The organism is Variovorax sp. P1_H2 (assembly GCF_056405295.1).
In genome coordinates, this window is the sequence record NZ_JBFUCJ010000018.1 from 46,318 (window position 1) to 73,272 (window position 26,955).

Annotated in this window: 30 protein-coding genes; 13 read left to right on the forward strand and 17 right to left on the reverse strand. The window is 68.8% G+C overall.

From position 1 onward, the window contains the following. Positions 1–16: 16 nt before the first annotated feature. Complete coding sequence (locus AC1D2E_RS09165) at positions 17–571, forward strand: NADPH-dependent FMN reductase (protein WP_478197111.1); 555 nt, start codon at positions 17–19, stop codon at positions 569–571. 22 nt (positions 572–593) lie between these two features. On the opposite strand, the gene AC1D2E_RS09170 is transcribed toward AC1D2E_RS09165, so the two are convergent. Genes AC1D2E_RS09170 through AC1D2E_RS09190 form a run of 5 tightly spaced genes read right to left on the reverse strand, consistent with a single transcriptional unit; the run spans position 594 to position 4,624 of the window. Beyond that, positions 594–1,154 carry a VOC family protein gene (locus AC1D2E_RS09170; protein WP_478197112.1) on the reverse strand — a complete coding sequence of 187 codons (561 nt, stop codon included), beginning with the start codon at positions 1,152–1,154 and terminating at the stop codon, positions 594–596. A gap of 20 nt (positions 1,155–1,174) precedes the next feature. Then, positions 1,175–2,179, reverse strand: coding sequence for a zinc-dependent alcohol dehydrogenase family protein (locus tag AC1D2E_RS09175; RefSeq protein WP_478197113.1), 1,005 nt, complete (start codon positions 2,177–2,179; stop codon positions 1,175–1,177). A gap of 3 nt (positions 2,180–2,182) precedes the next feature. Further along, positions 2,183–2,761, reverse strand: coding sequence for an amino acid synthesis family protein (locus AC1D2E_RS09180; protein ID WP_478197114.1), 579 nt, complete (start codon positions 2,759–2,761; stop codon positions 2,183–2,185). Positions 2,762–2,763: 2 nt separating this feature from the next. Then, the gene (locus tag AC1D2E_RS09185; RefSeq protein WP_478197115.1) at positions 2,764–3,732 is read right to left on the reverse strand and encodes a tripartite tricarboxylate transporter substrate binding protein; all 969 of its coding nucleotides are present in this window, start codon (positions 3,730–3,732) and stop codon (positions 2,764–2,766) included. Positions 3,733–3,763: 31 nt separating this feature from the next. Further along, positions 3,764–4,624 carry a fumarylacetoacetate hydrolase family protein gene (locus tag AC1D2E_RS09190; protein WP_478197116.1) on the reverse strand — a complete coding sequence of 287 codons (861 nt, stop codon included), beginning with the start codon at positions 4,622–4,624 and terminating at the stop codon, positions 3,764–3,766. Between the two features lie 153 nt (positions 4,625–4,777). Here AC1D2E_RS09190 and AC1D2E_RS09195 point away from each other — a divergent pair, with 153 nt between their 5' ends. Then, positions 4,778–5,494: a GntR family transcriptional regulator gene (locus AC1D2E_RS09195; protein ID WP_478197117.1), complete on the forward strand. Its 717-nt coding sequence runs from the start codon at positions 4,778–4,780 to the stop codon at positions 5,492–5,494. Positions 5,495–5,507: 13 nt separating this feature from the next. After that, positions 5,508–6,068: an NADPH-dependent FMN reductase gene (locus tag AC1D2E_RS09200; protein ID WP_478197118.1), complete on the forward strand. Its 561-nt coding sequence runs from the start codon at positions 5,508–5,510 to the stop codon at positions 6,066–6,068. 37 nt (positions 6,069–6,105) lie between these two features. Here the strand turns inward: AC1D2E_RS09200 and hppD are convergent, their stop codons facing one another. The 4 genes from hppD to AC1D2E_RS09220 are packed head-to-tail and all read right to left on the reverse strand — an operon-like array spanning position 6,106 to position 10,364. Further along, positions 6,106–7,185, reverse strand: coding sequence for a 4-hydroxyphenylpyruvate dioxygenase (hppD, locus tag AC1D2E_RS09205; RefSeq protein ID WP_478197119.1), 1,080 nt, complete (start codon positions 7,183–7,185; stop codon positions 6,106–6,108). Positions 7,186–7,219: 34 nt separating this feature from the next. Further along, positions 7,220–8,200: a Bug family tripartite tricarboxylate transporter substrate binding protein gene (locus tag AC1D2E_RS09210; RefSeq protein ID WP_478197120.1), complete on the reverse strand. Its 981-nt coding sequence runs from the start codon at positions 8,198–8,200 to the stop codon at positions 7,220–7,222. A 31-nt stretch (positions 8,201–8,231) separates the two neighbouring features. After that, positions 8,232–9,386 carry a CaiB/BaiF CoA transferase family protein gene (locus tag AC1D2E_RS09215; RefSeq protein WP_478197121.1) on the reverse strand — a complete coding sequence of 385 codons (1,155 nt, stop codon included), beginning with the start codon at positions 9,384–9,386 and terminating at the stop codon, positions 8,232–8,234. A gap of 21 nt (positions 9,387–9,407) precedes the next feature. Next, positions 9,408–10,364: a hydroxymethylglutaryl-CoA lyase gene (locus tag AC1D2E_RS09220; protein WP_478197122.1), complete on the reverse strand. Its 957-nt coding sequence runs from the start codon at positions 10,362–10,364 to the stop codon at positions 9,408–9,410. A gap of 133 nt (positions 10,365–10,497) precedes the next feature. Between AC1D2E_RS09220 and AC1D2E_RS09225 the strand changes: the two genes are divergently transcribed. The 3 genes from AC1D2E_RS09225 (at position 10,498) to AC1D2E_RS09235 (ending at position 13,472) form a co-directional block, all read left to right on the forward strand. Next, positions 10,498–11,430 (forward strand): LysR family transcriptional regulator, encoded by a 933-nt coding sequence (locus AC1D2E_RS09225; protein ID WP_478197123.1) that lies wholly within the window; start codon positions 10,498–10,500, stop codon positions 11,428–11,430. 96 nt (positions 11,431–11,526) lie between these two features. Next, positions 11,527–12,882 carry a class II 3-deoxy-7-phosphoheptulonate synthase gene (locus tag AC1D2E_RS09230; protein ID WP_478197124.1) on the forward strand — a complete coding sequence of 452 codons (1,356 nt, stop codon included), beginning with the start codon at positions 11,527–11,529 and terminating at the stop codon, positions 12,880–12,882. A gap of 158 nt (positions 12,883–13,040) precedes the next feature. Beyond that, positions 13,041–13,472 (forward strand): hypothetical protein, encoded by a 432-nt coding sequence (locus tag AC1D2E_RS09235; RefSeq protein WP_478197125.1) that lies wholly within the window; start codon positions 13,041–13,043, stop codon positions 13,470–13,472. Positions 13,473–13,517: 45 nt separating this feature from the next. On the opposite strand, the gene AC1D2E_RS09240 is transcribed toward AC1D2E_RS09235, so the two are convergent. After that, positions 13,518–14,570: an MBL fold metallo-hydrolase gene (locus tag AC1D2E_RS09240; RefSeq protein WP_478197126.1), complete on the reverse strand. Its 1,053-nt coding sequence runs from the start codon at positions 14,568–14,570 to the stop codon at positions 13,518–13,520. 59 nt (positions 14,571–14,629) lie between these two features. Next, positions 14,630–15,235 (reverse strand): glutathione S-transferase, encoded by a 606-nt coding sequence (locus tag AC1D2E_RS09245; RefSeq protein ID WP_478197127.1) that lies wholly within the window; start codon positions 15,233–15,235, stop codon positions 14,630–14,632. Between the two features lie 136 nt (positions 15,236–15,371). On the opposite strand from AC1D2E_RS09245, the gene AC1D2E_RS09250 reads away from it, so the two are divergent. Together AC1D2E_RS09250 and AC1D2E_RS09255 are read left to right on the forward strand one after the other, a co-directional pair. After that, entirely contained in the window at positions 15,372–15,830 is a 459-nt protein-coding gene (locus tag AC1D2E_RS09250; RefSeq protein ID WP_478197128.1) for an Lrp/AsnC family transcriptional regulator, read from the forward strand. Beyond that, complete coding sequence (locus AC1D2E_RS09255; RefSeq protein ID WP_478197129.1) at positions 15,827–16,465, forward strand: CinA family protein; 639 nt, start codon at positions 15,827–15,829, stop codon at positions 16,463–16,465. Before AC1D2E_RS09250 ends, AC1D2E_RS09255 begins: the two co-directional genes overlap by 4 nt. A gap of 75 nt (positions 16,466–16,540) precedes the next feature. Here the strand turns inward: AC1D2E_RS09255 and AC1D2E_RS09260 are convergent, their stop codons facing one another. Further along, on the reverse strand, positions 16,541–18,769 hold the full coding sequence (locus AC1D2E_RS09260; protein ID WP_478197130.1) for a heavy metal translocating P-type ATPase: 2,229 nt from the start codon (positions 18,767–18,769) through the stop codon (positions 16,541–16,543). A gap of 99 nt (positions 18,770–18,868) precedes the next feature. Between AC1D2E_RS09260 and AC1D2E_RS09265 the strand changes: the two genes are divergently transcribed. Together AC1D2E_RS09265 and AC1D2E_RS09270 are read left to right on the forward strand one after the other, a co-directional pair. Beyond that, on the forward strand, positions 18,869–19,291 hold the full coding sequence (locus tag AC1D2E_RS09265) for a Cd(II)/Pb(II)-responsive transcriptional regulator (protein WP_478175648.1): 423 nt from the start codon (positions 18,869–18,871) through the stop codon (positions 19,289–19,291). Between the two features lie 255 nt (positions 19,292–19,546). Continuing rightward, positions 19,547–20,908: a homoserine dehydrogenase gene (locus AC1D2E_RS09270; RefSeq protein ID WP_478197131.1), complete on the forward strand. Its 1,362-nt coding sequence runs from the start codon at positions 19,547–19,549 to the stop codon at positions 20,906–20,908. A gap of 15 nt (positions 20,909–20,923) precedes the next feature. Here AC1D2E_RS09270 and AC1D2E_RS09275 read toward each other — a convergent pair whose 3' ends face one another. The 4 genes from AC1D2E_RS09275 to AC1D2E_RS09290 all read right to left on the reverse strand — a co-directional run bounded on the left by AC1D2E_RS09275 (position 20,924) and on the right by AC1D2E_RS09290 (position 25,121). Beyond that, a complete protein-coding gene (locus tag AC1D2E_RS09275) occupies positions 20,924–22,201 on the reverse strand; it encodes an ROK family protein (RefSeq protein ID WP_478197132.1) in 1,278 nt (425 codons plus the stop codon). A 126-nt stretch (positions 22,202–22,327) separates the two neighbouring features. Beyond that, positions 22,328–23,119 carry an ATP-binding cassette domain-containing protein gene (locus AC1D2E_RS09280; protein ID WP_478197133.1) on the reverse strand — a complete coding sequence of 264 codons (792 nt, stop codon included), beginning with the start codon at positions 23,117–23,119 and terminating at the stop codon, positions 22,328–22,330. Continuing rightward, the gene (locus AC1D2E_RS09285) at positions 23,116–24,078 is read right to left on the reverse strand and encodes an ABC transporter permease (protein WP_478197134.1); all 963 of its coding nucleotides are present in this window, start codon (positions 24,076–24,078) and stop codon (positions 23,116–23,118) included. Before AC1D2E_RS09285 ends, AC1D2E_RS09280 begins: the two co-directional genes overlap by 4 nt. 38 nt (positions 24,079–24,116) lie before the next feature. Beyond that, positions 24,117–25,121, reverse strand: a complete 1,005-nt coding sequence (locus tag AC1D2E_RS09290; protein WP_478197135.1) for a substrate-binding domain-containing protein — start codon at positions 25,119–25,121, stop codon at positions 24,117–24,119. A 184-nt stretch (positions 25,122–25,305) separates the two neighbouring features. Here AC1D2E_RS09290 and AC1D2E_RS09295 point away from each other — a divergent pair, with 184 nt between their 5' ends. Then, positions 25,306–25,623 carry a hypothetical protein gene (locus AC1D2E_RS09295; RefSeq protein WP_478197136.1) on the forward strand — a complete coding sequence of 106 codons (318 nt, stop codon included), beginning with the start codon at positions 25,306–25,308 and terminating at the stop codon, positions 25,621–25,623. Here AC1D2E_RS09295 and AC1D2E_RS09300 read toward each other — a convergent pair. Further along, positions 25,620–25,928 (reverse strand): hypothetical protein, encoded by a 309-nt coding sequence (locus tag AC1D2E_RS09300; RefSeq protein ID WP_478197137.1) that lies wholly within the window; start codon positions 25,926–25,928, stop codon positions 25,620–25,622. The two genes, AC1D2E_RS09295 and AC1D2E_RS09300, sit on opposite strands and share 4 nt — an antisense overlap. On the opposite strand from AC1D2E_RS09300, the gene AC1D2E_RS09305 reads away from it, so the two are divergent. Together AC1D2E_RS09305 and AC1D2E_RS09310 are read left to right on the forward strand one after the other, a co-directional pair. Then, positions 25,927–26,649 (forward strand): CHASE2 domain-containing protein, encoded by a 723-nt coding sequence (locus AC1D2E_RS09305; RefSeq protein WP_478197138.1) that lies wholly within the window; start codon positions 25,927–25,929, stop codon positions 26,647–26,649. The genes AC1D2E_RS09300 and AC1D2E_RS09305 overlap by 2 nt on opposite strands. Continuing rightward, positions 26,639–26,955 (forward strand): hypothetical protein (locus AC1D2E_RS09310; RefSeq protein ID WP_478197139.1); only part of this gene is annotated, 317 nt, incomplete at its 3' end. The genes AC1D2E_RS09305 and AC1D2E_RS09310, both read left to right, overlap by 11 nt.

Here is a 26,955-nt window from a genome sequence, read left to right on the forward strand (position 1 = left end):
GGCCCTGGAGCTCCCCGTGAAGCGCATCAAGACCGCCATCCTCATCGGCAGCCTGCGCAAGGCGTCCCTCAATCGCAGGCTGGCGGAGGCGCTGATGAAGCTCGCGCCGCCCGAACTCGACTTCCACGAGATACCGCTCGCGGACCTGCCGATGTACAACGGCGACCTGGAAGCGGACAGGCCGGCAGCGGTCCACGCATTCACGATGCAATGCGCGCGGGCGGATGCCATGCTCATCGTCATGCCGGAATACAACCGCTCGGTCCCCGCCGTGCTGAAGAACGCGATCGACTGGGGCTCCAAGCCGATGGATCGCAATGTGTGGAAGGACAAGCCGATCGCCATGACCGGCACTTCGCCGGGCGCGATCGGTACCGCCGTCGGCCAGCAGCACCTGCGTCAGATCCTCGGCATCCTGGGCGCTTCTGTGGTCGGCGGCGAGGCCTACGTTTCGTTCAAGCCCGACCTGCTGGACGAGGAGAACACGGTGCGCGATGAAGCGACGGCCGCGTTCCTTCGCGCCTATCTGGCGCGATTCTCCGCGTTCGCCGGAAAGCTCCTGGCCGACTGACGCGAGGCCCGCTCGTCCGGCTTCAGGGGCCTGCGTTGCGCAGTGCCTCACTGCGCTGCACGAAGCGCGCCGCCCATTCCGACACCGGCATGAAGCTGGGATCGGTGCGCACGATGCGCTCGGTTTCCGACCAGATCGCCTCGTCGTCCTGGTCGAGGTCGAGCGGATCGCCGTGCGGCTGGCTCACATACCAAGGGGTGTCGAGGTAGACCTCGACCGTGTTGTCTTCCGGATCCATGCAGTAGATCGAGATGGCGTTGCCGTGGTTGAGGCCGCGCATCTTCGTGGCGCCGAGCGAGAGTGCGCGGCGGCGGGCCTCGCGCAGGTGATCGAGCGTCTGGACCTTGAAAGACAGCTGCATCACGGTGCTCGGCGAGTCGGCGCCGCGGCTGGAGGCCAGCGCCAGTTGATGATGCTGGTCGCCTCGTCCGCTCAGGAACACGATCGTGAAGGGAAAGGTGAAGCCTTCGCCGCGGTCGGTCTCCTGCATGTCGAAGGTGCCGCAGTAGAAGGCTTTCATCACCGCCAGGTCCCGGCAGAAGATGCCGCAGTGCGAAAGATTGGGGGCGTAGGGCTGGTTCAAGGTGGGCTCCGGGCGTGAGGTCAGGGATGCAGCACGATCTTGCCGAGGGTCTCGCCCCTGTCGAGCAGCTCGTGCACGTGGCGCGCATCGGCCAGCGCGAAGTGCGTGGCACGCGGCGCGCGCACGCGGCCGTCGGCCATGAGGGCGATGGCCGACGCCATCAGGCCGCGGCGCTGCGCGGCGTCGGCGTCGACCGTGTGGATCGAGAAGGTGCGGATGGCCAGGCTCCTGCCCAGCAGCTTGCGCAGTTCGTCGAACACGTCGCCGTCCGGCGGACCGCTGACGATGTTGTACGACACCACCATGCCGAACGGCGCCAAGGCGCGCAGGCAGGCGATGAACAGCTGGCCGCCGAGGTGGTCGAAGGCGAGATCCACACCCCGGCCGCCGGTCAGGCGCATGACCTGTTCGGTCAAGGTCTGCGGATCGCCATCGATGACTTCGTCCGCGCCGTTGTCGAGCGCGAAGGCGCGCTTGATGTCGGTGGATGCGGTGCCGATGGTGCGCAGTCCGCGTGCGCGCGCCACCTGGATCAGCGCCGTCGCGACGCCGCCCGCCGCGCCGGGCACCAGGATCGATTGCGCCGGGAGGTTCCCGTTGCTGCCCAGCAGCGCCAACGCAAGCTGGAAGTTGCCCAGGCTCACGGCGTCGTCGAAAGCGATGGTGTCAGGCAGGACGAAGGGCGCCGTTTCGGGCACGCAGATGAACTCGGCATAGCAGCTGCCGCGCTGCGGCAGCTCGCGCGCGCTCACCAGCACGCGCTGGCCGACCCGCAGGGCCTGGACGCCGGGGCCGACGGCATCGACCACGCCGGCCATCTCGTTGCCCGGGATCGCGGGCATCGGCGGCATCCACTTGTAGGTGCCGTTGCGGATCAGCACGTCGGGCCCGCCGGCGCCGATGGCATGCGCCTGGACCCGCACGGCGCCGGGGCCGGGCTCGGGCAGCGGCAGGTCGACCAGCGAGAGCACCTCGGGTCCGCCCGGGGCCTGGAGCTGGATGGCTTTCATGGTGGCGCGTGTCATCGCTCAGCGCTGCCCGTCATGCACGCAGACCTTGTCCGTGCTCAGGCCGCCCAGGCGCGCATGGATGCGGCCGCCGTCGCCCATGACCAGTGCGAACAGGATCTCGTCGGGCCGCGGCGCGTCCTGGATGCCGATTTCGAGGCTGTTGTAGTGGCTGCGCACGTAGGCGGCATGGATGTAGTGCAGCGGCACCATCAGGCGGTAGCCGGTTTGGGCCACGGCCTTGGCCGAGGGCACGATGGCCTTCGGCTCGCCGAGCGCTTCGCGCATGGCCCAGCCGCCGGCCTCGTGCCACACGGCGCCGTGCTCGAGCTCGCCGTTGACGCCGACGATCGCGGCCTTGCCGTAGCTCTGGACCTGGCCCTTGCCCAGCGTGGCCACCAGTTCCTCGGCCAGCAGCCGGCCGAGGCCGCGCAGCTCGGCCATGAAAGGCAGCAGGTCGGGTTCGTAGCGGCCCGCGTAGGGGTTGCGAACCACCGCGCAGGCGGCGGCCAGCCGCAGGTGCGTGTCGGCGACGGGGCCGCCTTCGTGATAGACCGTCTCGACGGTCAGGCTGCGCTTTCGGATGTGGATCAGTGTCATGGTCATTGTTTTGGAATCTTGGCTTCGGCCACCACTTGCGTCCACTTCTGGAGCTCGCTGCCGACCAGGGTTTTCATCTCTTCCGGCGTGCTGCCGCGGGCCTCGCCGCCCATGTCTTCCAGGCGCTGGCGTACGGCCGGCGTGCGCAGGGCGCCGAGCGTCTCGGCGTTGAGCCGGTCGATCACTGCGCGAGGCGTGCCGGCCGGCGCCATCAGGCCGGCCCACGAGCGCACGCTGTAGGCGGGCACGCCCTGCTCGGCCACCGTGGGAACGCCCGGCAGGCCGGGCCAGCGTTGCGGCCCGGTGGTCGCCAGCGCGCGCAGCTTGCCGGCCTGGATGTTCGAGATGACCGCCGTCGGCGGCGCGATGATGAAAGGAATTTCGCCCGACAGCAGCGCCGTGAGCGAGGCGGCGTCGCCGCGATAGGGCACGTGCAGCATGGGCGTGCGCGCCATGCTCACCAGCAGTTCGCCCGCCAGGTGGTGCGTCGAGCCGATGCCGGCCGTCCCGTAGGCCAGCGTTCCCGGCGCGGCGCGGGCCGCGGCGACCAGTTCGCCGAAGTTCTGGAACTTCGAATTGGCGTTGACGACGATCAGGAACGGAAAGTAGGTGACGGTGGACACCATCTCGAAGTCCGCCACGGTCTTGTAGGGCAGCGTGCCGTAGAGCGCGCCGGCCACCGCGTGGCCGCCGGTGGCCATCAGCAGCGTATAGCCGTCGGGCTTGGCACGGGCCACGGTGGAGGCGGCAATGGTGCCGCCGGCACCGGCCTGCGCTTCCACCACCACGGGCTGGCCGAGCGTCTTGCCCAGTTCCACCCCGACTGCGCGGGCAATCGCGTCGGCGTTGCCGCCTGGGGCAAAGCCCTGGTAGATCTTGATGGCCCGGTCGGGGTAGCCCTGCGCCGCGACGGGCAGCGCGCTGCACGCGGCCCAGGCGCTGCAGGCTGCCAGAAGGTGTCTTCTTTTCATGGTTGCTTGTCTCCTTGGGGCGAGGGCGGCTTCAGGCCTGCGCCACCACCGGGTTGCGCAGCAAGCCGATGCCCTCGATCTCCACCTCGACGGTGTCGCCGGCCTGCATGAACTGCGGCGGCTTCTTGCTCCAGCCCACGCCGGCGGGCGTACCGGTCGCGATCACGTCGCCGGGCACCAGCGTGAAGATGGTCGAGGCGTACTGAATGAGGCGCGGGATCGAGAAGATCATGTGGCCGGTGTGGCTCGATTGCACCGCCTGGCCGTTCAGCCGGGTCTCGAGCTTGAGCTCCCGGCCCGGCGCGATTTCATCGGCCGTCACCATCCACGGGCCGAACGCACCGGTCGATTCGAAGTTCTTGCCCGAGGCGATCTGCTTGGCGTGGAACTGCCACTCGCGCACGCTGGCGTCGTTGTAGCAGCTGTAGCCGGCCACGTGCTTCCATGCATCGACCTCGGCGATGTCGCGGCCGCCCTGGCCGATGATCACCGCCAGCTCGCCCTCCCAGTCGAGCGAGTCCGACACCTTCGGCCGGATGATCGGCGCGCCGTGCGCGGTCTGCGAGCGCCACACGCGCAGGAAGATCGGCGGCTGCTCCGACAGCTCTCGCTGCATGCCGGCGGCCAGCACTTCCTGGTGATGGTCCATGTAGTTGCGCACGGCGCAGACGATCTTCTCGGGGCGCGGAATCACCGGCAGGAAGACCACGTCGGACAGTTTCGCGTCGGCCTGCAGGCCCTCCACGAGCGCATCGCGCTGCGCGAAGGCCGGGCTCGCAATGAAGTCGGCGAGGGTGGCGCAGCCGGTGCGCTGGCTCAGGTCGGCGACACCATCGCCGATCACGACGCCCCAGGTCTCGCGGCCGGCGCGCAGGTATGACATCAGTTTCATGTGGATTCCTTGAAGGTGGGTGTGGTTTCGCGTCGAGACGTCGCGTCTTTCAATGCACGAAAGTATTTTCATGCATAAAAAATAGAAATATGCCTAGGGTAAACGTGTATGCGTGGTTGAGTGATCTCTGCCTGATGCGTTAAGATCGCCGCCGTGAAGACTTCAGTCAAACCCCTCGATGTCCCGGCGGATGCAGACATCCCGCTGGCCGAACTCGCCTACCGGCGGCTGCGCCAGGCCATCGTGCGGTGCGAGGTCGAGCCGGGGCAGCGCCTGCGGGTCGACGAACTGAGCAAGCACTACGACGTCAGCAGCAGCCCCTTGCGCGAAGCACTGAGCCGGCTGGCCGAGCAAGGCCTGGTGCAGGCCTTCGAAAACCGCGGCTTCCACGTGGCGCCGCTCACGGTGGAAGGCATCGCCGACCTCACGCGCGTACGCCTGCTGGTGGAATGCGAGGCTCTTCGCGACTCCATGGCCAACGGGTCGGACGCCTGGGAGGCCGGGCTGGTGGCCGCCGCGCACAGCCTCTCGCTGATCGAGCAGCGACTGGGCACCGGTCCGATGGTCCTGCAGGAGGACTGGTCGCAGCGGCATCGCGCGTTTCACATGGCCATCTACGCGGGAGCCTCTTCGCCCCTGATGCTGAAGCTCGTGTCGGCGCTGTTCGACAGCGCAGAGCGCTACAGGTATTACTCCGCGCGGCACCGCAAGGTCGAGCGCAACAAGACGACCGAGCATCAACGCCTGCTGGCGGCGGTGCTGGCGCGCGACGTGGACAAGGCGCTGGGCTTGCTGAGACAGCACATTTCCGGAACGGAGCGCAACGTCACCGAGAGCCTGCTCCACATGGCAGGCGGAACGATTCATTGAAGGACGGAACACGGTGAGCACATTGGATATCGTCGGCCTCTGCGGCAGCCTGCGTGCCGCGTCGATCAACAGGATGGCTTTGGACCTGGCCGCGTCGGTGATGCCGCAGGACATGGGCATGGAAGTCGTCGAGTGGCGCGGCGTGCCTCCCTTCGACGCCGACCTGCTGGCCCAGGGCTTGCCGCCCGTGGTCGAGGCGCTGCGCGACCGCGTCCGTCGCGCCGACGGCCTGGTGATCGCCACCCCCGAGTACAACTTCTCGGTCCCGGGCATGCTGAAGAATGCGATCGACTGGCTCAGCCGTGGCGACGACCAGCCCTTCGCACACAAGCCGGTGGCCATCCTCTCGGCCTCGCCGGGGCCCTTGGGCGGCGCGCGCGTTCAATACGATCTGCGCAAGATCCTGTTGTTCGTGAATGCTGCGCCACTGGTGAAGCCCGAGGTGTTCATCGGTGGCGCCGGCGCCAAGTTCGACGCCGACGGAACGTGCACGGACGACACCACGCGCAAGTTCGTCACCGACCAGATGCGCGCCTTCGGCAAGTGGATCGAAGCCGTCAAGCGCATGGCTTGAGCGTCCGCCGGCGATGGGTTGTTGCCGATGACCGGTCTCAGTGCGTCTTCAGCACGCCGCGGCGCACCTGGTCGCGCTCGATCGACTGGAACAGGGCCTTGAAGTTGCCCTCGCCGAAGCCGTCGTCGCCCTTGCGCTGGATGAACTCGAAGAACACCGGACCACCGAACGCCGTCTCCGAGAAGATCTGCAGCAGCAGCCGCGGGTTTTCGCCTTCGGTGCTTCCGTCGAGCAGGATGCCGCGCGCCTGCAACTCCGCGACCGGCTGGCCGTGGCCCGGCAATCGCGTCTCGAGCATCTCGTAGTAGATGTCGTTGGGCGCGGTCATCAACGGCACGCCGGCCAGTCCGAGCTGGTCGATGGTGTCGATCAGGTTGTCGCTGAGCAGCGCGATGTGCTGGATCCCCTCGCCGTTGAACTTCATCAGGTACTCCTCGATCTGGCCCGAGCCTTTCGACGACTCTTCGTTCAGCGGGATGCGGATCTTGCCGTCGGGAGCGGTCAGCGCCTTCGAGCTCAGGCCGGTGTACTCGCCCTGGATGTCGAAATAGCGGATCTCGCGGAAGTTGAACAGCTTCTCGTAGAAGTTGGCCCAGAAGGCCATGCGGCCACGGTAGACGTTGTGGGTCAGGTGGTCGATCAGCTTCAGGCCGTGGCCGACGGGATGCCGATCGACGCCCTCGATGAACTCGAAGTCGATGTCGTAGATCGACTTGCCGTCCTCGAAGCGGTCGATCAGGTAGAGCGGTGCGCCGCCGATGCCCTTGATGGCCGGCAGGCGCAGTTCCATCGGGCCGGTGGCGATCTCGATCGGCTGTGCGCCGAGCGCCAGTGCCCGCGCATAGGCCTTGTGCGAATCCTTGACCCGGAACGCCATGCCGCAGGCCGACGGCCCGTGCTCCGCGGCGAAGTACGCCGCCGGGCTGTTGGGTTCGCGGTTGACGATGAAGTTGATGTCGCCTTGCCGGTACAGCACGACATCCTTGGATCGATGCTTGGCCACCCGCTGGAAGCCCAGCTTCTCGAAGAAGGGCTCGAGCGTGTTGGGCGTCGGCGAGGCGAACTCGACGAACTCGAAGCCCATCAGGCCCATCGGGTTTTCGAACAGATCAGACATGGCGAGCTCCCTTGCGTGCGTGCCCCTGAGTGGGTCACTCGGCGGTGATATTCGCCTTCTTGACCAGCTTTGCATAGCGCTCCTGCTCGGTCTTGAAGAACTGGGCCGAGGCCTCGGGCGTCATCGGATTGATGATGTTCTCCTGCTTGGCCATGGCGTCCCGGGTCTCGGGCGTGTTGAACGCGGCCACGATGGCGGCGTGCAGGCGCTTGACTTCGGCCGGTGGCAGCTTGGCCGGGCCGATCACGGCGAACCAGCCGGAAATGTCGACCTCCGGGAAGCCCTGCTCGGCCATGGTCGGCACGTCCGGCAGCGAAGGCACCCGGCTCTTGCCCATCACGCCGATGGCCCGCACTGCGCCGCTCTTGAGCTGGCCCTGGATCGCCGGCACCGCCACCACGCCCATCTCGACCTGGCCGCCGATGATGTCGGCCACCATGGGGCCGACGCCCTTGTAGGGGATGTGGCGCGCTTCGACGCCGGCGGCGTCCATGAACATCGCGCCGCCCAGGTGAATGATGGTCCCGTTTCCGGACGATCCGTAGTTGTAGCCATCCGGCTTGGCTTTCAGCAGCGCCTGCAGTTCCTTGGCGTTCCTGGCCGGCAGCTTCGGATTGACCACCAGCACGAAGGGCGTGGCGCCGATCACCGAGATCGGCGTGATGTCGTTGATGGCGTCGAAGGGCATCTTCTTGAAGACGCTGGGGTTCACCACGTGGTTGTTCGACACCACGCCCAGCGTCTGGCCGTCGGCGGGTGCGCGCACCACGACGCTGGTGCCCGTGATGCCGCCGGCGCCGGGCAGGTTCTCGATCACGACGGCCTGGCCGCCGAGCGCCTTGGTGAGCGATGGCGTGGCGGCCCGCATGATGGTGTCGACGCCGGAGCCGGCGCCGACCGGCAGCACCATGCGCAGCGGTTTGTCGGAGCCTTGGGCAAAACTGCCCGTTGCGCCCAAGGCAAGGCTGGCAGCGATCCATGCGGTGATGCCGCGGCGTTGAAGGGTGAAGGTCATGTTTGTCTCCGTGGGTCTTGGTTGATTGGTGTCAGGCGGGAACGTGGCTCGGCAGGCCGGCGAGGATCTCCTCGGTGTGCTGGCCGATGCCCGGCAGCGCGTGCCGCACACCGGGCCGGCGGCCGCCCATCAGCAGCGGCAGTAGCACGACGTCGGTGGTTTCTCCGTCCTCGCATTCCATCGGCACCAGGCCGCCGCTGGCCTTGAGGTGCGGGTCGTTGATCAGCTGGTCGGGCCGCACGATCGGCGCGTACGGAATGCCGGCCGCCTCGAGCTTCGGCGAGAGTTCCTCGACGCGATGGTGCTTGAGGATTTCGCCGAGCCTGGCCAGCAGCGCCGGGCGCACCGCCACGCGCAGCGCGTTGTTGGCCAGGGCCGGATCGGCCGCCAGCTCGGGGGCCTCGATCACCCGGCACAGCGTCAGGAACTGCTTGTCGCTGACCGCGCCGATGAAGAGCTGCTCGCCGTCCGCCAGCGTGAAGACGTCGTACACGCTCCAGGCCGACACCCGCGAGGGCATCGGCGGCGGCGGCTCACCGGTCATCGCGAACTGCTGCATGTGCTGCGACGACAGGAACACGCAGTTCTCGAACAGCGCGCTCTGCACCTCCTGCCCCTTGCCCGTCAGCTCGCGTTCGCGCAGCGCGGCCAGCACGCCGATGGCGCCGAACATGCCACCCATGATGTCGTTGACCGATGTCCCGGCGCGCAGCGGCCGGCCGACCGGCCCCGTCATGTACGACAGCCCGCCCATCATCTGCACCACTTCGTCGAGCGCCAGCCGGTTCTCGTACGGGCCGGGCAGGAAGCCCTTGTGCGTGACGTAGATCAGGCGCGGGTATTTCTTCGACAGGGTTTCGTGGTCGAGCCCGAAGCTGGCCATCAGGCCCGGGCGGAAGTTCTCCAGCACGACGTCGCACTGGCCCGCGAGCTCGGCTGCGGTGGCCCGGCCCTCGTCGGTGCCGATGTCGATCACCACGCTCTTCTTGTTGCGGTTGAAGGAACGGAAAAAGCCGATGCCCAGGCCCGGCAGCTTGCGGGTCTTGTCGCCGCCCGGCGGCTCGACCTTGATGACTTCGGCGCCGAGGTCGGCGAGGATCATGCCGCAGGTCGGGCCCATCACCATGTGGGTGAATTCGAGCACGCGGACGCCGGCGAGGGGCAGGGGAGCGGAGGCGGTGGCCATGGTTGACGTTTCTGTGCTTGTTCAGGCTGAAATGGCTTCGGCGGCGAGGCCGAAGGTCTTCGGCAGTCCGGCCTGCCAGAGCGCGCCGTGAAGGGTCTCGCCCGCGAGCCACCGCGCGACCTGTGCGCGAAGCGCCAGCAGCCTGCCGATGTCGATGCCGGTCGCGATGCCCATGCTGCCGAGCATGTAGGCCAGGTCTTCGGTCGAGACGTTGCCGCTGGCCCCCGGCGCGTGGGGGCAGCCGCCGATGCCGGCCAGGCAGGCATCGAAGCGGGCCACGCCGACTTCCAGCGCCGCATAGACGTTGGCCAGGCCGAGCCCGCGGGTGTCGTGGAAGTGGCCGCACCAGAAGCGGTCGCCGGCGATCTTGACGGCGGCCTCGAACAGGTCGCGCACCATGCCCGGATCGGCATAGCCGACCGTGTCGGCCAGGCTCACGCGGTCGGCGCCGGCGTCGAGCAGCGCCTGCATCAGGCGCAGCACTTCGCGCTTGTCGACCAGGCCCTGCAGCGTGCAGCCGAAGGCCGTGCCGACACCACCCTCGATCAGGGTTCGCGATCCCGCGGCATCGCGCGCCGCGCGGATCTTCGCCACTTCGGCCACCACGGCGTCGGGTGTCTTGCGCAGGTTGGCCAGGCTGTGCGCATGGCTGGCCGAGAGCGGCACGATCATCAGGTCGGCCTTGGCCGCGATCGCGCTTTCCGCGCCGCGCAGATTGGGCACCAGAACGGACGTGAAAAGGTCCGGCAGGGTCTTGGCGAACGCCACCAGTTCCGCGGTGTCGGCCAGCTGCGGCAGCAGCCGTGCCGGCACGAAGGAGCCGACCTCGATTTCGCGCTGGCCGGCGCCATGGGCGGCGCGGATCCATTCGATCTTCTGCGCGGTCGGCAGGATGGTGGCGATGCTCTGCAGGCCATCGCGAAGGCCGACCTCGCGGATCACGGCGCTGCGCCGCAGGCGGGCGGAACTGAGTGTCATGTGMTTGTCTCCAGGCTCTCGGCGCACGGTCGTGGCGTCGTGAGGGAGACTGTAGACATTCCATATTCCTCTGAAAAGCGGTAGATTGGAACGAGCAGCGTTCCATTTCGGAATGTCACATCGCCCTCATTCCATGCACGACCTCGACCTCACGAGCCTTCGGCTGTTCGTCGCCGTCTGCGAGACCCGCAACATTGCGCGCGCCGCGCAACAGCATCACATCGTCGCCTCGGCCGTCAGCAAGCGCATTGCGCAGCTCGAGGGCAGCCTGGGCAATGTCCTCGTCGAAAGGAATCGGCGAGGCGTCGCGATCACCGGGGCCGGCGAGATCCTGCTGGAGCATGCACGCGCCATGCTCGCCGGCGCCGACCGGGTCTCGCGCGACATGGCCGCCTATGGCAAGGGGATCAAGGGGCAGGTGAGGGTCCTCGCCACCGTCTCGTCGATCGCCGAGTTCCTGCCGGACGATATCGCTGCCTTCCTGCATGTCCCCGAACATCGAGAGATCCGGATCGACATCGAGGAAGCGCTCAGCCGCGACGTCGTCCGCGGCCTGCGGGAAGGCCTGGCGCCGCTTGCGGTCTGCTGGGACGCCGCGGACCTCGAGGGTCTGCAGACCAGGCCCTATCGCAACGACCACCTGGCCATCGTCGCGAGTCCTTCCCATCCGATCGCGGGCAGGAAGCGCTGCGCTTTCGAGGAAACGCTGGCCTACGACCATGTGGGACTGCCGGCGTCGACGGCGGTGCACACCATGCTGGCGCGAGCCGCCGCCATCATCGGCAAGCCGATCAGCTACCGTGCCGTGGTCTCGACCTTCGATGCTTCGTTGCGCTGCGTGCGCGCCAACCTTGGAATCGCAGTGGTTCCGCGCGAAGTCGCCGAGCCCGTGGCGACCACCTATGGGCTCAAGGTGCTGCCGCTGACCGATCGATGGGCCCAGCGCAGCTTCGCGATCTGCTTCTACGACGAGCAGCGCCTTTCGCCGGCGGCGAAGGCGCTGGCGGCGCACTTGCAGGCCTCGGCAGCGGTACGCCTGCGGAGGCCGGATCGGCGGCGAAGGTAGAGATTCTGCCGTCGCTGGTGCTGCCACTCGACTTCCGCGCTGCTGCACGGTTCGGCTACAGCTCTGGTCCAATGGGCCAGACTTGGAGATTCAACGATGTCCCACCTGCACTGGCGCCCATCCTCCTGGCGACATCACGCGGCATTGCAGATGCCGTCGTACCCCGACCTGCACGCGCTGCAGGAAACCGAGCGGCACCTCTGCGGCCTGCCGTCCCTCATCTTTCCCGGCGAGGTATCGCAACTGCGCGAACGCCTGGCGGCCGTGTCCCGCGGCGAGGCCTTCTTGTTGCAGGGCGGTGATTGCGCCGAAAGCTTCGACGAATTCGGCCAGGAGCCGGTGGAATCGACCTTCCGCGTGATCCTTCAGATGGCCGTCGTGCTGACTTACGCCGCCGCCTGCCCGGTCGTGAAGGTGGGGCGGATCGCTGGCCAGTTCGCAAAGCCGCGGTCTTCCGACGTCGAGAGGCAGGAAGGCGCGGAGCTGCCCTCCTACCGGGGCGACATCATCAACGGGAGTGCGTTCACGGCGCAAGCGCGGCAGCCGGACCCCTCGCGCCTCATCACCGCCTACTCGCATTCCGCGACCACGCTGAACCTGCTGCGCGCGCTCGCCCAGGGCGGCTTTGCCGACCTGCACGAGGTGCATCGGTGGACAGCCGACTTCGTTCGCGCGAGCCCGCAGGGCGAGCGCTTCGAAGAACTCGCGGACCGCATCACCCAGTCGCTTGCGTTCATGGAGGCTTGCGGCTTCGACGCCACCCGGGCCCCACAGCTGCACGCGGTGGAGTTCTACACCTCGCACGAGGCCCTGCACCTGCACTACGAGGAGGCGCTGACCCGCTTCAGCGAGCGCACCGGCCGTTGGTACGGGGGCTCGGCCCACATGCTCTGGCTGGGCGAGCGCACCCGCCAGCTGGCTGGCGCACATGTCGAGTACATGCGCGGCATCGGCAACCCGATCGGCGTCAAGCTGGGGCCCTCGGCCAGCCCGGACGATGTGCTTCGCCTGATGGACGTGCTCGACCCGGAGAGCGAGCCTGGCCGGCTGGTGCTCATCACGCGCATGGGAAGCGACAAGATCGCGGACCGGCTGCCGCTCCTGCTGCGCGCCGTGCGCCGCGCGGGACGCAAGCCGGTCTGGTGCTGCGATCCCATGCACGGCAATACGGTGACCTCTTCCAACGGCTACAAGACGCGCGACTTCGAACGCATCCTCCAGGAGCTGCAGGGCTTCTTTGCTGCGCACGGGCAGGAAGGCACCTATCCCGGCGGCCTGCATTTCGAGATGACGGGTCAGGACGTCACCGAATGCCGCGGAGGCGCGCAGGCGCTGACGGACGAGGGACTCTCGGCGCGCTATCGCAGCGCCTGCGACCCGCGGCTGAATGGGTCGCAGAGCCTGGAGCTGGCCTTCCTGATTGCGGATGTGCTCAAGGCCGCGCGCAAGTAGGCCGGCGGCGCGAGGCGCGGCCGGGCCTGGCCCTGCATCGCCTGCGCACCCGGGGGCCGACCGGATTTCTCCTCGATCGGGCGATAGATTGCTTGCTCGCCGGAAGGTCCGGACCTTCCGCCACCCCATTCCACGACATTCCACGACGGAGAGAACACATGTCCAGCGCGCCCGGCGGCAAGATTGATGATGCGAAGAAGGCGGTCGTCGAGGTCATCACGGAGATGTTTGCAGGCTCGCTGGTGGAGGGACATGCACGCTTGGTCGGCTGGGCCTCCGATTCGCCGGCGGCGACCGAGGAGATGCACCGGGTGCAGTTGGATCAGCGAGGGAATGCGGGCGCCCATTTGTGCCTCGCCGCGGCCGCTGCGGCGCTGGATGTCGCGGCCCTGCTGCTGAATGCCGACGCCGAGTCGAACGCCGACGCGCACGAGAACGCGCTTCGACGCTGCGCGATGGGTGCCGCACTGGCCGGCGAGCTCGTGTCACGTGCCGCGCTGGTGCTGGCCGGGGGCGGCATTCCGGGGCAGGGCGAGCCGGCTGAATCCTCGACATGGCTCGCCACCCAGCGGCCGTCGTCGGTTCACTGACCGGCTGAGGGCGCCCGCACGGCGAAGCCCGCGGCCGGACGAGGGTCAGGCAGGGCGCCCGGTGCCCTGCGCGCCTTCGAGCGGATAGCCGGCTTCGCGCCAGGCCTTCATGCCGCCGTCAAGCGCGACCGCATGGGTGAACCCCATCTCGCGCAGGGTCGCGGCGGCCAGCGTCGAGATGTAGCCCAGCTCGCAGCAGGTCAGGATGCGCCGGGTCGGGTCGGGCAGTTCCTGGTTGACGCGCAGCTCGAGCTGGCCGCGCGGCAGCAGCCGTGCGCCGGGGATGTGGGCCGTCTCGTAGGCATCGCGCTCCCGCACGTCGAGCACGATCAGGTCGTCCTCCGCGGCCGCCACGCGCGCCCTGAGTTCGGCCAGCGACATGAAGGGCACGGCCGCCGTGGCTTCCTCCAGCAGCCGCGCCACGGTCTTGCCGCCGCTCATGTTGGTGCGCAGCGCCTCGGTGAGGTGCGTCGGCATCGTGAGGTTGAGGCTGCGCATCATCTCGACGAAGGCGCCGCGCTCGGTTTTCTGCAGACGCGGGTTCGACGCCAGTTCTTCGCCGATCGTCGAATGGCTGCGGCCCTTGTAGTCGTGCGCCGGGAACACCTTGAGCGACGGATCCAGGCGCAGCACGCGATGGAACAGGCTGTCGTAGAGCTGCTCGGGGTCGCCGGTCGGGAGGTCGGTGCGGCCGGTGCCGCCGATGAGCAGGGTGTCGCCGGTGAACAGCCGATCCTCCACCAGGATGCACATCGAGTCCTTCGTGTGCCCCGGCGTGTGCAGCGCCTGCAGCCGCATGTGGCCCACCACGATCATTTCGCCGTCGCCGATCCGCATGTCCACGAAGGGCGCCGGGCTGGACTGCTGCATCACGACCGGCACGTCGAGCTGGCGCCCGAGTTCCTTGGTGGCCGAGAAATGGTCGGCGTGAGTGTGGGTATCGATCAGGTAGCGGATGCGCACGCCGTTCCGGGCGGCGAGGGCGAGGTAGTGGTCGATCTGGCTCAGCGCGGGATCGATGAGCGCAGCGGCGCGCGTCTCGTCGCAGCCCACCAGGTAGGACTGGCATCCGCCGGTGGCAATCTGCTCGAAGATCATGGTTCAGCGTGCTTTGCGCCAGAGTCTAGCGAGCTCTGCGGCGGTGGGAAAGGCCTTCTTCAGGGCGGTGCGGCCCTGAACGCGGCCAGCTGCTCGGCGGCCGCCGTGAATTCCGTCAGCGCCGGATGCGCCGGCGCATCGACCATGTCCGGCAGGATCATGCGCGTGAAGGTCCAGGCGACCGCCGTGCTGATGCCGGCCTGCGTGATGGTCGCTGCCTGCGCCGGCAGCGGCGYCGCCGCAAGCTCCCGCTCCAGCAAGGCGTAGGCGGCGTGCAGCTGGCCCGCGACCCGCTCGACCCAGGGCCCGTGCTGCTTCTCGGGTGGACGCAGGTTGCGCTCGTAGACGATCTGCACCGTCTTCTCGCAGGCTGCCAGGGCCAGTCCCATGATTCGAAAGGCGCGCTGGCGCTCGGTCGGGTCCGACGGCAGCAGGCTGCGCGCCGCCTGCAGCTCGACGAATTGCAGGATCAGGCTGGAATCCATCAGGGTGCTTCCGTCGTCGCAGACCAGCGTGGGCGCCTTCACCACCGGATTCAGCGCGCTGAAGGCGTCGAAGCCGCTGAAGACCGAGATCGGCCGGTGGGTGAAGGGGATGTCCAGCAGGTGCAGCGAGACCGAGACACGCCGCACATAGGGGGAGTCGAGCATTCCGAGAAGTTGCATCGGGGGGACCGGGAGTTGAAGAGGGCCCTTACGATAGGAAGGGCCGCCGCCGTGCACCAGCGCGAGGCATTGGAAATCAAGGCCCGAAACCGATGGATCATCGGTCGGGCACCGCACCCATGGATGGAGCCGAAGGATGCAACTGGACAAGAAGGATCGATTGATCCTCGAGGCGCTGCAGACCGATGCACGGCAGAGCCTGGCGGCGCTGGGCAAGCGCATCGGGCTGTCGCAGCCGGCGATGAGCGAGCGCGTGCGCAAGCTCGAGGAGGCGGGCGTGATCGAGGGCTACGGCGCCCGGGTCAATCTGCGCGCCATCGGCATCGGGCTGCAGGCGATCATCCGGGTCCAGACCGACCATGCCGGCATCCGCAAGTACGTCAAGCTCTTCGAGGAGATGCCCGAGGTGCTCGAAGCCGACCGCGTGACCGGCGAGGACTGCTTCTTCGTGCGCTGCGCCATCGCCGAGCCCATCGACCTGCAGCGCGTCGTCGACGCGCTCGCGGCCTATGGCGCGGTGACCACCTCGCTGGTGCTGTCGACGCCGGTGCGCAAGACCGCCACGGTGCGTGCGGCCGGGGCGATCGCGGCATGAGCCGCCGGGCCGCTCCCAAGGCGAATACCGAAGCGCTGCTGCGCGAAGGTTATCCAATGAGCCGCCGGGCCGCTCCCAAGGCGAATACCGAAGCGCTGCTGCGCGAAGGTTATCCAATGAGCCGCCGCATGATCGACCTGCCATCGCTTGCCACGCTTGCCGCCCGCATCGGCGCCACCCTGCGCGAGCGCGGCCAGACGGTGGCGGTCACCGAATCCTCGGCCGGCGGCCTGGTGTCGGCCGCGCTGCTGGCGATTCCGGGCGCATCGGCCTTCTTCCTTGGTGGCGCAGTCGTCTACACCCGGCGTGCCGGCAAGGCGCTGCTGGGACTGACCGCCGCCGACGTCGCCGGGATGCGCGGGGAGACCGAGCCTTACGCCGCCCTCGTCGCGACCCGGATCCGCACGCAATTGCGCGCGACCTGGGGGCTTGCCGAGAGCGGCGCAGCCGGACCCTCGGCCAGCCCCTACGGCGATGCGCCGGGCCATGTGTGCGTCGCGGTCGCCGGCGCGCAGACGCGGACGAAGACCATCGAGACCGGCGAAGGCGACCGGGCGCTGAACATGGACCTGTTCGCGCGGCAACTCCTTTGGCTGTTCGACGAGGTCCTGCAGGCGCCGGACGCGCCCCGGTGAGGCCGGGACCTTTGCGCCACCTCCGCCGACAGCCGGTGGCGACGCGTGGATGCTGCTTTCGAAGCGCGAGGCCTGTCAAGGCGAACGAAAAGGCGCGGGCGCGCCGCGCAACAGCCGCAGCCCGTTGGCGACGACCAGCAGGCTCGCGCCCATGTCCGCGAACACGGCCATCCACATGGTGGCGCTGCCGAACACCGCCAGCACGAAGAACACCGCCTTGATTCCCAGTGCCAGCGTGATGTTCTGCCACAGCACCGCGTGCGTGCGCCGCGACAGCCGGATCGTCTCCGCGATGCGCCCGAGATCGTCGTTCATGATCACCACGTCGGCCGCTTCCATGGCCGTATCGGTGCCGGCGCCGCCCATGGCGAAGCCGATGTCGGCCTGGGCCAGCGCCGGCGCGTCGTTGATGCCGTCGCCGGTCATGCCGGTCGAGCCGTAGCGCCGGCGCATGTCCCGGATGGCCGACAGCTTGTCTTCCGGCAGCAGCCCGCCGCGCGCATCGTCGATGCCGGCCTCGCGCCCGATCGCCCGGGCGGTCGCCGGGTTGTCGCCGGTCAGCATGACGGGGCTGACGCCCAGTTGGCGCAGCGCAACGATGGCTTGCACGGAACTCGGCCTGATCGTGTCGGCCACCGCGAACAGTGCCAGCACGCCGTCCGCGTCCGCCAGCAGGGTGACGGTGCGCCCTCGCGCCTCATGGGCCGCCAGCTCGGCTTCGAGCGCCGGGTCGGCCTGCTCGCGCTCGGAGATCAGGCGGTGGTTGCCCAGCACCATCGGGCGGCCGTCGACGACGCCTTCGATGCCGCGCCCCGGCAAGGCCCTGAACCCGTCGATCGCCATCGCGTCGCCTTCGAGGCCCTGGGCGATCGAGGCCGATACCGGGTGGTCGGAGCGCAGCGCGAGGCTCCTGGCCCAGCGCCGGACCTGGGCCTCGTCGGCGCCGTGCCAGGCCTTGAAGGCCACCAGCTTCGGCTTGCCTTCGGTCAGGGTCCCGGTCTTGTCGAAGGCCACGGCCTTCAGCAGGCGGGCATGCTCGAGGTGCGAGCCGCCCTTGATCAGGATGCCGCGGCGGGCGGCGGCCGCCAGGCCGCTGACCACCGTGACCGGCGTGGAAATGACCAGCGCGCAGGGGCAGGCGATCACCAGCAGCACCAGCGCCTTGTAGATGGCGGCGAGCCAGGGCCAGGCCAGCAGCAGCGGCGGCAGCACGGCCACCGCCAGGGCGAGTACGAACACGGTGGGCGTGTAGACCGCGGCGAAGCGGTCGACGAAGCGCTGGGTCGGGGCGCGCGTGCCCTGGGCTTCCTCGACGGCATGGATGATGCGGGCCAAGGTCGAGTCGTCGGCGCCCGCCGTCACGCGGAATTCCAGCTCGCCGTTCTGGTTGATGGTGCCGGCGAAGACCGGGCTGCCGGGCTCCTTGTCGGCCGGGATGCTCTCGCCGGTGACGGGCGACTGGTCGATGCTGCTGTGGCCCCGCGTGACCACGCCGTCGAGCACCACGCGCTCGCCGGGTTTCACGCGCGCGATCGCGTCCAGCGGGATATCGATGGCCTTGACCCGGCGCCAGCTGCCGTCCGGCTGCGCCACCTCGGCGGCGTCGGGCGCCAGGTCGACCAGGCCCTTGATCGCGTTGCGGGCGCGGTCGACCGCGCGCGCCTCGATCAGTTCCGCGATGGCATAGAGGGCCATCACCATGGCCGCCTCGGGCCACTGGCCGATGACGAAGGCGCCGGTGACGGCGACCGACATCAGGGCGTTGATGTTGAGCTTGCCGTGGCGCAGGGCGCCGAGGCCCTTGGCGTAGGTTTCGAGCCCGGCCAGCCAGATCGCGACCGCCGCAACCGCCATCCCGGCGACGGTCCAGGCCGTGCTGTCGGGGGCGAAGAAGGAAATCGCCTCGGCCAGCGCCGCAAAGCCCAGCGCCGCCGCCAGCCGCAGGGTGCCGGTGGTTTCGGCGTGCCCGTGGTTGGCGCCGGCCGCCGCCAGCGGCTCGGGCGCGAAKCCGGCCTTGCGGATGGCGGCCAGCGCCTGGCGGACCGCGTCGTCGCTGCCGTCGATGCGCAGCGTCCGCTGGGGCAGCCGGAAATGCAGGCCGCGAATCCCGGCGATCGGCTCCGCCAGCCGGCGGATCTCGGACTCTTCCACGCTGCAGTCCATGGTGGCGATGCGGAAGGTGTTCGGCGCCGCGGCGGCTTCGGCAACCGCGAGCGTCGCGGGGCCGCAGCAGGCACTGGGCCCGCAGCATGCTTCGGACCCGGTGGATTCGGCGGGCGTGTGATCGTGAAGGTGTCTGGCCATGGTGATCGCTTTCAGGGGCTATTTCACACCCTGTACCTGCTATAGGGTCAAGCGGCTACGATTCTGCTTTTCCACCAGCAAGAAACAGCCATCATCATGATGAAGATCGGCGATCTGAGCCGCGCCACGGGTGTCGATGTCGGCACGATCCGCTACTACGAGCGGGCCGGCCTGCTGGCGGCGCCCGAACGGCAGCCCAACGGCTATCGCGCCTACGGGCAGGCGCACCTGGAAGGCTTGTCCTTCGTGCGCCATTGCCGGGCGCTGGACATCCCCTTGAGCGATATCAAGCGGCTGCTGGATTTCACCACCGCCCCGCAACAGGACTGCGCCGACATCAACCAGCTCGTGGACGAGCAGATCGACCGGGTGCGCGCCCGCCTGAAGAGCCTGGAGGCGCTGGAGAAGCAGCTGACCGGGCTGCGCGGGCGCTGTTCGCAGCCGCATGCGGCCAAGGAATGCGGGATCCTCAGCGAACTGGTGTCGGCGGCGCACGGGGAGGCTTGCATCTGCCATTCGTAGCGCGGCGTCGTTCGCTGCTCCTGTACACTCTGCGTCCATGTCGTGCCATCCCTTCCTCGCTGCATTCGGCGCTGCCCTCCCGGGCCGCGCGAGGCTGGACGCACGAATGATTACCACCATTACCACCGCGGCCCCCTGAGCACGCGCAGGTGGCCGTTCCGGCAGCCACCTGGTGTTTCTCGCTTCTCCCTCGAACGAATCCAACCCAGCTCTGGCAGCTGGGTTTCTTGTTTGTTCGTTCGTTCGGAGATCTTCATGTACCGCGATCCAGTCCAGTCCCTCGAGCCCCTGAGCCGCCTCCCTGCGGCCACCCGCCCCCTGCGCGTCGGCATGATCGGCATCGGCACCGTGGGGTCGGGCACCTTCCGCGTGCTGGCCCGCAACCAGGCCGAGATCGCGGGCCGCGCGGGGCGCGGGATCGAACTGGTGATCGTGGCGGCGCGCAACCTGGATCGCGCGGCGGCCATCATCGATGGCCAGGCCGAACTGACCGGCGATCCCTTTCGCGTCGCCACCCATCCCGAGGTCGACGTGGTGGTCGAAGTGGCGGGCGGCACCGGCGCGGCGCGCGACTGGGTGCTGGCGGCCATCGCGCACGGCAAGCACGTGGTCACGGCCAACAAGGCGCTGCTGGCGGTGCATGGCAGCGAAATCTTCGCCGCCGCCCGGCTGCACGGCGTGGCCGTGGCCTACGAGGCGGCGGTGGCCGTGAGCATCCCGATCATCAAGGCGCTGCGCGAGGGCCTGACGGCCAACCGCATCGAATGGGTGGCGGGCATCATCAACGGCACCACCAACTTCATCCTCTCCAAGATGCGCGACGAGGGGCTGGATTTCGCCGCCGCACTCGCGCAGGCGCAGGCGCTGGGCTATGCCGAGGCCGATTCATCCTTCGACGTCGAGGGCATCGATGCCGCGCACAAGCTCACGCTGCTGGCCGCCAATGCCTTCGGCATGCCGGTGCGCTTCGAGGACGCGCAGGTGGAAGGCATCGCGGCCCTGCAGGCGCTGGATGTGGACTGTGCGGAACAGCTGGGCTTTCGCGTCAAGCTGCTGGGCATCGCCCGGCGGCAAGCGAACGGCGTGGAGCTGCGCGTGCAGCCCGCGCTGGTGCCCGCCGCGCACCTCATGGCGCAGGTCAATGGCGCGATGAACGGCATCATGGTCAAGGCCGACGCGGCGGGCGTCACGATGTACTACGGCGCCGGCGCGGGGTCCGAGCAGACCGCCTCGGCCGTGATCGCCGACCTGGTCGACGTCGCGCGCATGGCCGGCACCCACGCGGGGCAGCGCGTGCCGCACCTGGGCTTCCATGCGCATGCGATGAATGCCTTGCCGGTGCTGCCGCGCGCGGCCGTGTGCAGCGCGCACTACCTGCGTGTGCCCCTGCATGCCGCGCCGCAAATCGAGGCGGTGGCGGCATCGCTCGCGGCTCTGCAGCTGCCGGTGCACCGGCTTCTGCTGGCGGCCGAGCGGGCGGGGCAGGGTCCGCATGGCCTGGTGCTGACCGACGCGGTGCCACAGGGCGCGCTGGACCTGGCCGTGCAGGCGCTGCAGGCCAGCCCCGCGGTGGCCGGCGCGATCACCACACTGCGGGTCGAGGCGCTGGCCGGTTGAGTCCGCGCCGGGGCCTCAGGCCGACGCCTTGTCCAGCTTCAGGAACAGATCCCGGTCGGGTGCGAAGTTGGCATGCAGCGGCAGCAGCGCGCCGCCGAGCGCGCGGGCATCCGAGCCGGTGGTGCCCGGCAGCAGCTGCGGGCATTCGACGCCTTCCCAGTTGTAGCGGCCGCGTGCCGCCGACACCGCCGCCAGCAGCGCGTCGAGCAGCGCGCGGCCGAAGGAGCCGTCGATGATCACGCCCTCGAGGTCGAGCAGGCAGGCGGCGTCGTGGATCGCCAGCATGATCGCCGGCGCCGCCTCGTCCAGCCAGCCTTGCGTGATCGGCCGCCAGGGCGCCTGCAATGCGCGCTCGTCGGCCACCGCGGCCGGATCCAGCCCGGCTTCCTCGTAGCGCCGCTCGAGCGTGATCAGCGACGCCACGCTGAGCAGCTGCGGCGGCGGCCCGGCGTCGCCCGGCTGCGCGCGCTGCAGCGCCAGCGAGCCGATCGCGCCGGCGTTGCCGTTGAGTCCGCCGCGCAGATGGCTGTCGATCACCAGCCCGCCGCCGATGAAGGTGTCGACGAAGATGTAGACGAAGCTGCGCACGCTGCGCCCGCGCCCGGCCACCAGCTCGGCCACGCAGGCGGCCGCAGTGTCCTTCACGAAGCTGACCGGCAGCGTCGACAGTGCCGCCACCCGGGCCCGCACGTCGGTGCGGTTCCAGGCCGCCGCGTGGTCGGCCTCGAAGCCCAGCAGCGCCTGCCAGCCGCCCAGCGACAGCGGCGCCGCGATGCCGATGCCCTGCAGCCGCTCCTGCTCGGCCGCGCCGAGCAGCGCATGGAACTCGGCCAGCCGCCGTGCGATCTCGCCGAACACCGCCTCGGGCGTGGGGAAGTCGTAGTTCAGGCTGCGCCGCACGCGCACGGCGCCGGTGAAGTCGACCAGCAGCATGTCGAGGCTGCGCCGCCCGAGCTTGATGCCGATCGAGAAAGCGCCGTCCGGGTTCAGCGCCAGCGGCACCGAGGGCTGGCCCACCTTGCCGCGCAGCAGGGCGCCGCGCAGCAGCAGGCCGTCGTCGAGCAGCCGCTTGGTGATCAGCGAGATGGTCTGCGGCGTCAGCTTGGTGAGCCGCGCCAGTTCGGCGCCCGGCATCGGGCCGTGGTTGCGGATCGCCTGCAGCACGACCCGCTCGTTGTACTGGCGCAGGCCGCCCTGGCTCGAGCCGCGCGGACGCAGGCGGTGATTCGCATCGTGCGGGCCGCTGCCGGCCGCTTCGGGCGCCGGGCTCATCGCATGCAGCACCCCGGCCATCGGGGTACCTCCGTGCTGCGCACTGCGGTGCGAGCTTGCTTGGGGCGGCCCGGCGCTGCGCTCATCGCGATACCTTCGTGCTGCGCACTGCGGTGCGAGCTTGCTTGGGGCRGCCCGGCGCTGCGCTCATGCCAGRCATTCGGCGGGCAGYTGCTCGGGCGGCAGCGCGCCGGTCATGACCGCGACGGTGTCGCTCATGCTGATCTTCTTSGGGTTGAGCACCGCGCCGCGCTTGCCCAGGCGCGCCACGTGGATGCGGTCGGCGATCTCGAAGACGTGGGGCATGTTGTGGCTGATCAGCACCACCGGCAGGCCCTTGTCGCGCACCCGGCGGATCAGCTCGAGCACCATGTTGCCCTCCTTCACGCCGAGCGCCGCGGTGGGCTCGTCCAGGATCACYACGTGGCTGGCGAAGGCCGCCGCGCGCGCCACCGCCACGCACTGGCGCTGGCCGCCCGACAGCGTCTCCACCGCCTGCGTCATCGAGCGGATGCCRACCTTCAGGTCGTTCATGCGCGCGATGCTCTGCTCGAGCATCTTGGTCTTGTCGAGCATGCGCAGCACGTTGCCCAGGAAGCCCTCGCGGCGGATCTCGCGGCCCAGGAACAGGTTCTCGGCGATGGTCATGGCCGGCGCCACGGCCAGGTCCTGGTAGACCGTCTCGATGCCCTCGCGGCGCGCGTCGATGGGGCCYTTGAAGTGGATGATCTTGCCGTCCAGGATGATCTCGCCYTCGTCGGGAATCGTGGCGCCCGACAGGCACTTGATCAGCGAGGACTTGCCCGCGCCGTTGTCGCCGATCACGGCCAGGATCTCGCCGGCGCGCAGCTCGAAGTCGGCGCCGTCCAGCGCGGTGACCTGGCCGTAGCGCTTGACCAGGCCCTTGGCCTGCATCACGATCTGGGGGGTGGCCATCATCTGCCTCCACGACGCGAGAGTTGATCCACCGTGACCGCCACGATCACCAGGATGCCGGTGATCAGCACCTGGTAGACCGACGACACGCCCATCAGCGTCAGCCCGTTGCGCAGCACCCCGACCACCACCGCCCCGACCAGCGAGCCGAACAGCATGCCGCGCCCGCCGAACAGACTGGTGCCGCCCAGCACCACCGCGGTGATGGCGTCCAGGTTCTCGGTCTGCCCGGCGTTCGGGTCGCCGACCCCGGTGCGCGCCACCGACAGCAGCGACGCGATGCCGTAGAACACCCCGGCCATCACGTACACGCCGAGCAGCACGCGCTCGGGCGGGATGCCGACCAGGCGCGTCGCCTCGGGGTTGTTGCCCACCGCATAGACGTGGCGCCCGGCGCCGGTCTCGCGCAGCCAGAAGCCGACGCCAAGATAGAGCAGGATCATCAGCACCGTGCCGTAGGCGACGTTGGTGCCGCCCACCGGGAAGGTGTTGCCCAGCCAGGTCATCATGTCCGGCACCTCGGTCACGGTCTGCGCACCCGAGTAGAGCTGGGTGATCGCGAAGGCGATGTTGAAGGTGCCCAGCGTGACGATGAACGGCGGCAGCTTGATGCGCGTCACCAGCAGCCCGTTGAGCAACCCGAACAGCGCCGTCACGCCGATGCCGGCCAGGATAGCCAGCGGCGCCGGCAGCCCCAGGTCGGCGGCCAGCTTGGTCATCACGATGCTGCCCAGCGCCATGATCATCCCGCACGACAGGTCGATGCCGGCGGTCAGGATGATCAGGGTCTGGCCGATCGCGATCACGCCCACCACCGTCACCTGCTGCAGGATCAGCGAGAAGTTGTCGCCGCTGAAGAAGTGGTCGGTGGTCGTGCCGAACGCGATGCAGGCGATCAGCAGCGCAATGAAGGGGCCGAGCTGGCCGACGGGCGGCAGCTTCTCTTTCAACAAGGTAGCCATCGTGTGCTATCTGCTTGTGCGAAGGGGCGCGGCGCGCCTTACTTCTTGCCCCAGCACAGGTCGTGGCCGACCGTGGTGTCCTTGCTCTGGACACCGGCGACGGGCTTGGCTGCAATCAGCGTCACGCCGGTGTCGGTGTAGCCGCTGACCTTTTTGCCGGTGGTGGCGTAGTCCACGCCCGCGGCGACGCCCATGGCGGCCATCTTCAGCGGGTACTGCTGCGAGGTGGCGGCAATCTTGCCCGCCGCCACGTCCTTGATGCCGTCGCAGCCGCCGTCGACCGAGACGATCATGACGCTCTTGTCCTTGCCGGACTTCGAAAGCGCGTTGAAGGCGCCGGCGGCGGCCGGCTCGTTGATGGTGTAGACCAGGTTGATGTCSGGGTTCTTCTGCAGGCAGTTCTCCATCGCSGTCTGGCCCTTGGCGCGGTCGCCGAAGCTGTCGGCCATGCACACCACCTCCACCGGGYGGGCCAGCTCGTTGTTCTTGGCGTCGTTGCTCTTSAGCCCGAAGCCCTGCAGGAARCCGTTGTGGCGCTGCGCGCCCACCGGRTGGCCSGGGAACAGGTCSAGGGTSGCGATCTTCACSGGCTTGCCSGCCAKSGCSGCCTTGGCGTACTCGCCGATGAGCACGCCGGCCTTGTAGTTGTCGGTGGCGAACAGCGCATCGGTCGCCTCCTGCGGGTCGGTCGGGCTGTCCAGCGCGATCACCATCACGCCTTTTTCTTGCGCCTTCTTGATCGCCGGGATGATCGCCTTCGAATCGCTCGGCGTGATCAGGATGGTCTTGGCSCCGGCSGCGATCATGTTCTCCATSGCSGCSACCTGSCCGGCGTTGTCGCCGTCGGTCTTGCCCGCGCCCGACAGCAGCTTGGCCCCCTTGGCCTTGGCCTCGGCGCTGGCGCCYTCCTTCATCTTGACGAAGAAGGGGTTGGTCTCGGTCTTGGTGATCAGGCCGATCACGGGCTCGGCGGCCTGGGCCGGSAGAGGGGCGGCCAGCACAGCGGCGGAGGCCAGGGCGGCGGCGAGRGTGAGCTTGAACATCGGGTTGTCTCCTGTTTGCCAGAAAGTATTGAGGACGGGCAACAGAGTTTGGGTTCGCCAAGTTAATAAATCAAGTGGATTGATTAATGGAAAACCCTGGGTTCGGCGACCTCGCTGCGCGCCGCGGCATCCGCCATCGGTTGGATTGCATGCCTGCGGCGCTGCGGCCTATGCTGCGCACACCATGCGCAGCCAGCTGTCGCCGTATTTCGTCGGGCCGCCCGATCGGCGGGCGCCCTGGAAGAAAGCCATGCATCGGCGCGGGCGCTGGCTGCGCAAGTTCGCGCTGTTCGTGCTGGCCTGCGTGGCGACCTATGGGCTGGAGCATGTGGCGGTCCACTACCTGGCGCATTCGCCGGAGGGCTCGGCGCTGTCGCAGTCCCTGTTCGGCGGACGCGAGCTCTACCGGACCGCGGTGGCCGCCTGGCCGCGCCGGCTGGTGCCGCGCTACACGGCGCTGGTCCAATCGACCCGCAGGCGGACCCGACGGCGGACGGGCTAGCCGGAAACATCTGCGAGCAGCGCGACTACCTGGCGCAACTGCTGCCTGCGATCGTCGAGCGGCAACCGGCCCTGATCGTGATCGACCGCACGTTTTCGCGCGCGCCCTGCCGCAGCCACGATCCGACCCCGCGCCTGCAGGCGGCCATCGCGCTGGCCAGTGCGYGGCTGCCCGTGGTGCTGGGCCTGTTCATCGACAAGGAAGAGGTTGCCGAGGGCGAAGGCAGGCTGCCGGTGCGCTCGGTCCTCAAGACCGTGGCGCTGCCGATGGCCGCCGATGGCCCCCTTGCTGCGGGAAGGGATCATGAACCTCGACACCGACTCGACGCGCATCGCGCTGGGCTGGACGGTCCGGCGCGAGGAGGGGGCCGCGCCTGCCTGGGTCAATGGGCTGGCGCTGGAGGCGGCCCGTGCCTACGAGCCGCTGCTGTTCGAGAAGTACCCGCGCCTGCGCGCGCTCGTCGATGCGCGCAGCAATCCCTACATGAGCCTGATCGAGCCGAAGGACCTGGTCGTCTTCCAGGGTGGCGACCTGCTCTGTGCGCTGGCTGCACCGAGCGCCAGGATGCAGCCGCCGTGCGCCGAACGGCCGGCGGCGCGCGTCGATGTCGATTACCTGCGCGGCCGCATCGTGATCGTCGGCGAACGCAGCCCGACCCTCGACCGCCATCGCTCGGTGGTCGGCGACGGTGACGTCCAGGGGATGGACCTGCAGGCGAATGCGCTCGAAGCGCTGCTGGACCAGCGCTACTTCGCGCCGGTGCCGGCCTGGATCAACTACCTGGTCGGCTTCCTGTTCTTCATGGCCATCGAAGCGGCCCTGGTGGACTCGCACGGCATCCTCCGATCGCTGCTGTGGATCGGGGCGGCGGTCGGGCTCACTTTTCTTCTCATGTCGCTCACGGTGCGCTATCTTGGGTACTACGTGAATCCGGTGACGGTCAGCCTGCCGGTGCTGCTCGTCAAGCTGATCGGCTGGACCGGCGAACTGATGCAACGAATTGGAGGCAGGCACCATGAAGGCTGACAGACGCCGCAGGTTCAAGCGCTTCGGGGCGATCGGCCGGCGGATGCTGGCTGGCGTCGTCCTGGTATCGGGCGCCTGCTGGGCCGCCGATCCCGAAACGCCGCCGGTCGCGGCGTCCCCGCCCAGGCAGGTGCCGCCCGAGCCGCCGGTGGGCCCTGCCGGTGGCACCATCGGCAGGGCGCTCTCCGACAGTCTCGGCGGTTCAGCCGCCATGCGCTTCGATGCGGCGCGGACCGGCGGAGCCATCGCGTGTTGTGTCCAACCTGCCAAACTGCCCGACTTCATAGGCAGAAAAGAGGGCGAGGC

Coding starts and splice junctions, on each gene's coding strand:
- AC1D2E_RS09255 (WP_478197129.1), top strand. CDS start 15,827: ATGAGCCGCCGGGCCGCTCCCAAGGCGAATACCGAAGCGCTGCTGCGC.
- AC1D2E_RS09180 (WP_478197114.1), bottom strand. CDS start 2,761: ATGACACTGATCCACATCCGAAAGCGCAGCCTGACCGTCGAGACGGTC.
- AC1D2E_RS09185 (WP_478197115.1), bottom strand. CDS start 3,732: ATGAAAAGAAGACACCTTCTGGCAGCCTGCAGCGCCTGGGCCGCGTGC.
- AC1D2E_RS09230 (WP_478197124.1), top strand. CDS start 11,527: ATGTCCCACCTGCACTGGCGCCCATCCTCCTGGCGACATCACGCGGCA.
- AC1D2E_RS09270 (WP_478197131.1), top strand. CDS start 19,547: ATGTACCGCGATCCAGTCCAGTCCCTCGAGCCCCTGAGCCGCCTCCCT.
- AC1D2E_RS09275 (WP_478197132.1), bottom strand. CDS start 22,201: ATGGCCGGGGTGCTGCATGCGATGAGCCCGGCGCCCGAAGCGGCCGGC.
- AC1D2E_RS09295 (WP_478197136.1), top strand. CDS start 25,306: ATGCGCAGCCAGCTGTCGCCGTATTTCGTCGGGCCGCCCGATCGGCGG.
- AC1D2E_RS09215 (WP_478197121.1), bottom strand. CDS start 9,386: ATGGCCACCGCCTCCGCTCCCCTGCCCCTCGCCGGCGTCCGCGTGCTC.
- hppD (WP_478197119.1), bottom strand. CDS start 7,185: ATGTCTGATCTGTTCGAAAACCCGATGGGCCTGATGGGCTTCGAGTTC.
- AC1D2E_RS09250 (WP_478197128.1), top strand. CDS start 15,372: ATGCAACTGGACAAGAAGGATCGATTGATCCTCGAGGCGCTGCAGACC.
- AC1D2E_RS09235 (WP_478197125.1), top strand. CDS start 13,041: ATGTCCAGCGCGCCCGGCGGCAAGATTGATGATGCGAAGAAGGCGGTC.
- AC1D2E_RS09220 (WP_478197122.1), bottom strand. CDS start 10,364: ATGACACTCAGTTCCGCCCGCCTGCGGCGCAGCGCCGTGATCCGCGAG.
- AC1D2E_RS09190 (WP_478197116.1), bottom strand. CDS start 4,624: ATGAAACTGATGTCATACCTGCGCGCCGGCCGCGAGACCTGGGGCGTC.
- AC1D2E_RS09285 (WP_478197134.1), bottom strand. CDS start 24,078: ATGGCTACCTTGTTGAAAGAGAAGCTGCCGCCCGTCGGCCAGCTCGGC.
- AC1D2E_RS09210 (WP_478197120.1), bottom strand. CDS start 8,200: ATGACCTTCACCCTTCAACGCCGCGGCATCACCGCATGGATCGCTGCC.
- AC1D2E_RS09225 (WP_478197123.1), top strand. CDS start 10,498: ATGCACGACCTCGACCTCACGAGCCTTCGGCTGTTCGTCGCCGTCTGC.
- AC1D2E_RS09240 (WP_478197126.1), bottom strand. CDS start 14,570: ATGATCTTCGAGCAGATTGCCACCGGCGGATGCCAGTCCTACCTGGTG.
- AC1D2E_RS09305 (WP_478197138.1), top strand. CDS start 25,927: ATGAACCTCGACACCGACTCGACGCGCATCGCGCTGGGCTGGACGGTC.
- AC1D2E_RS09175 (WP_478197113.1), bottom strand. CDS start 2,179: ATGACACGCGCCACCATGAAAGCCATCCAGCTCCAGGCCCCGGGCGGA.
- AC1D2E_RS09265 (WP_478175648.1), top strand. CDS start 18,869: ATGAAGATCGGCGATCTGAGCCGCGCCACGGGTGTCGATGTCGGCACG.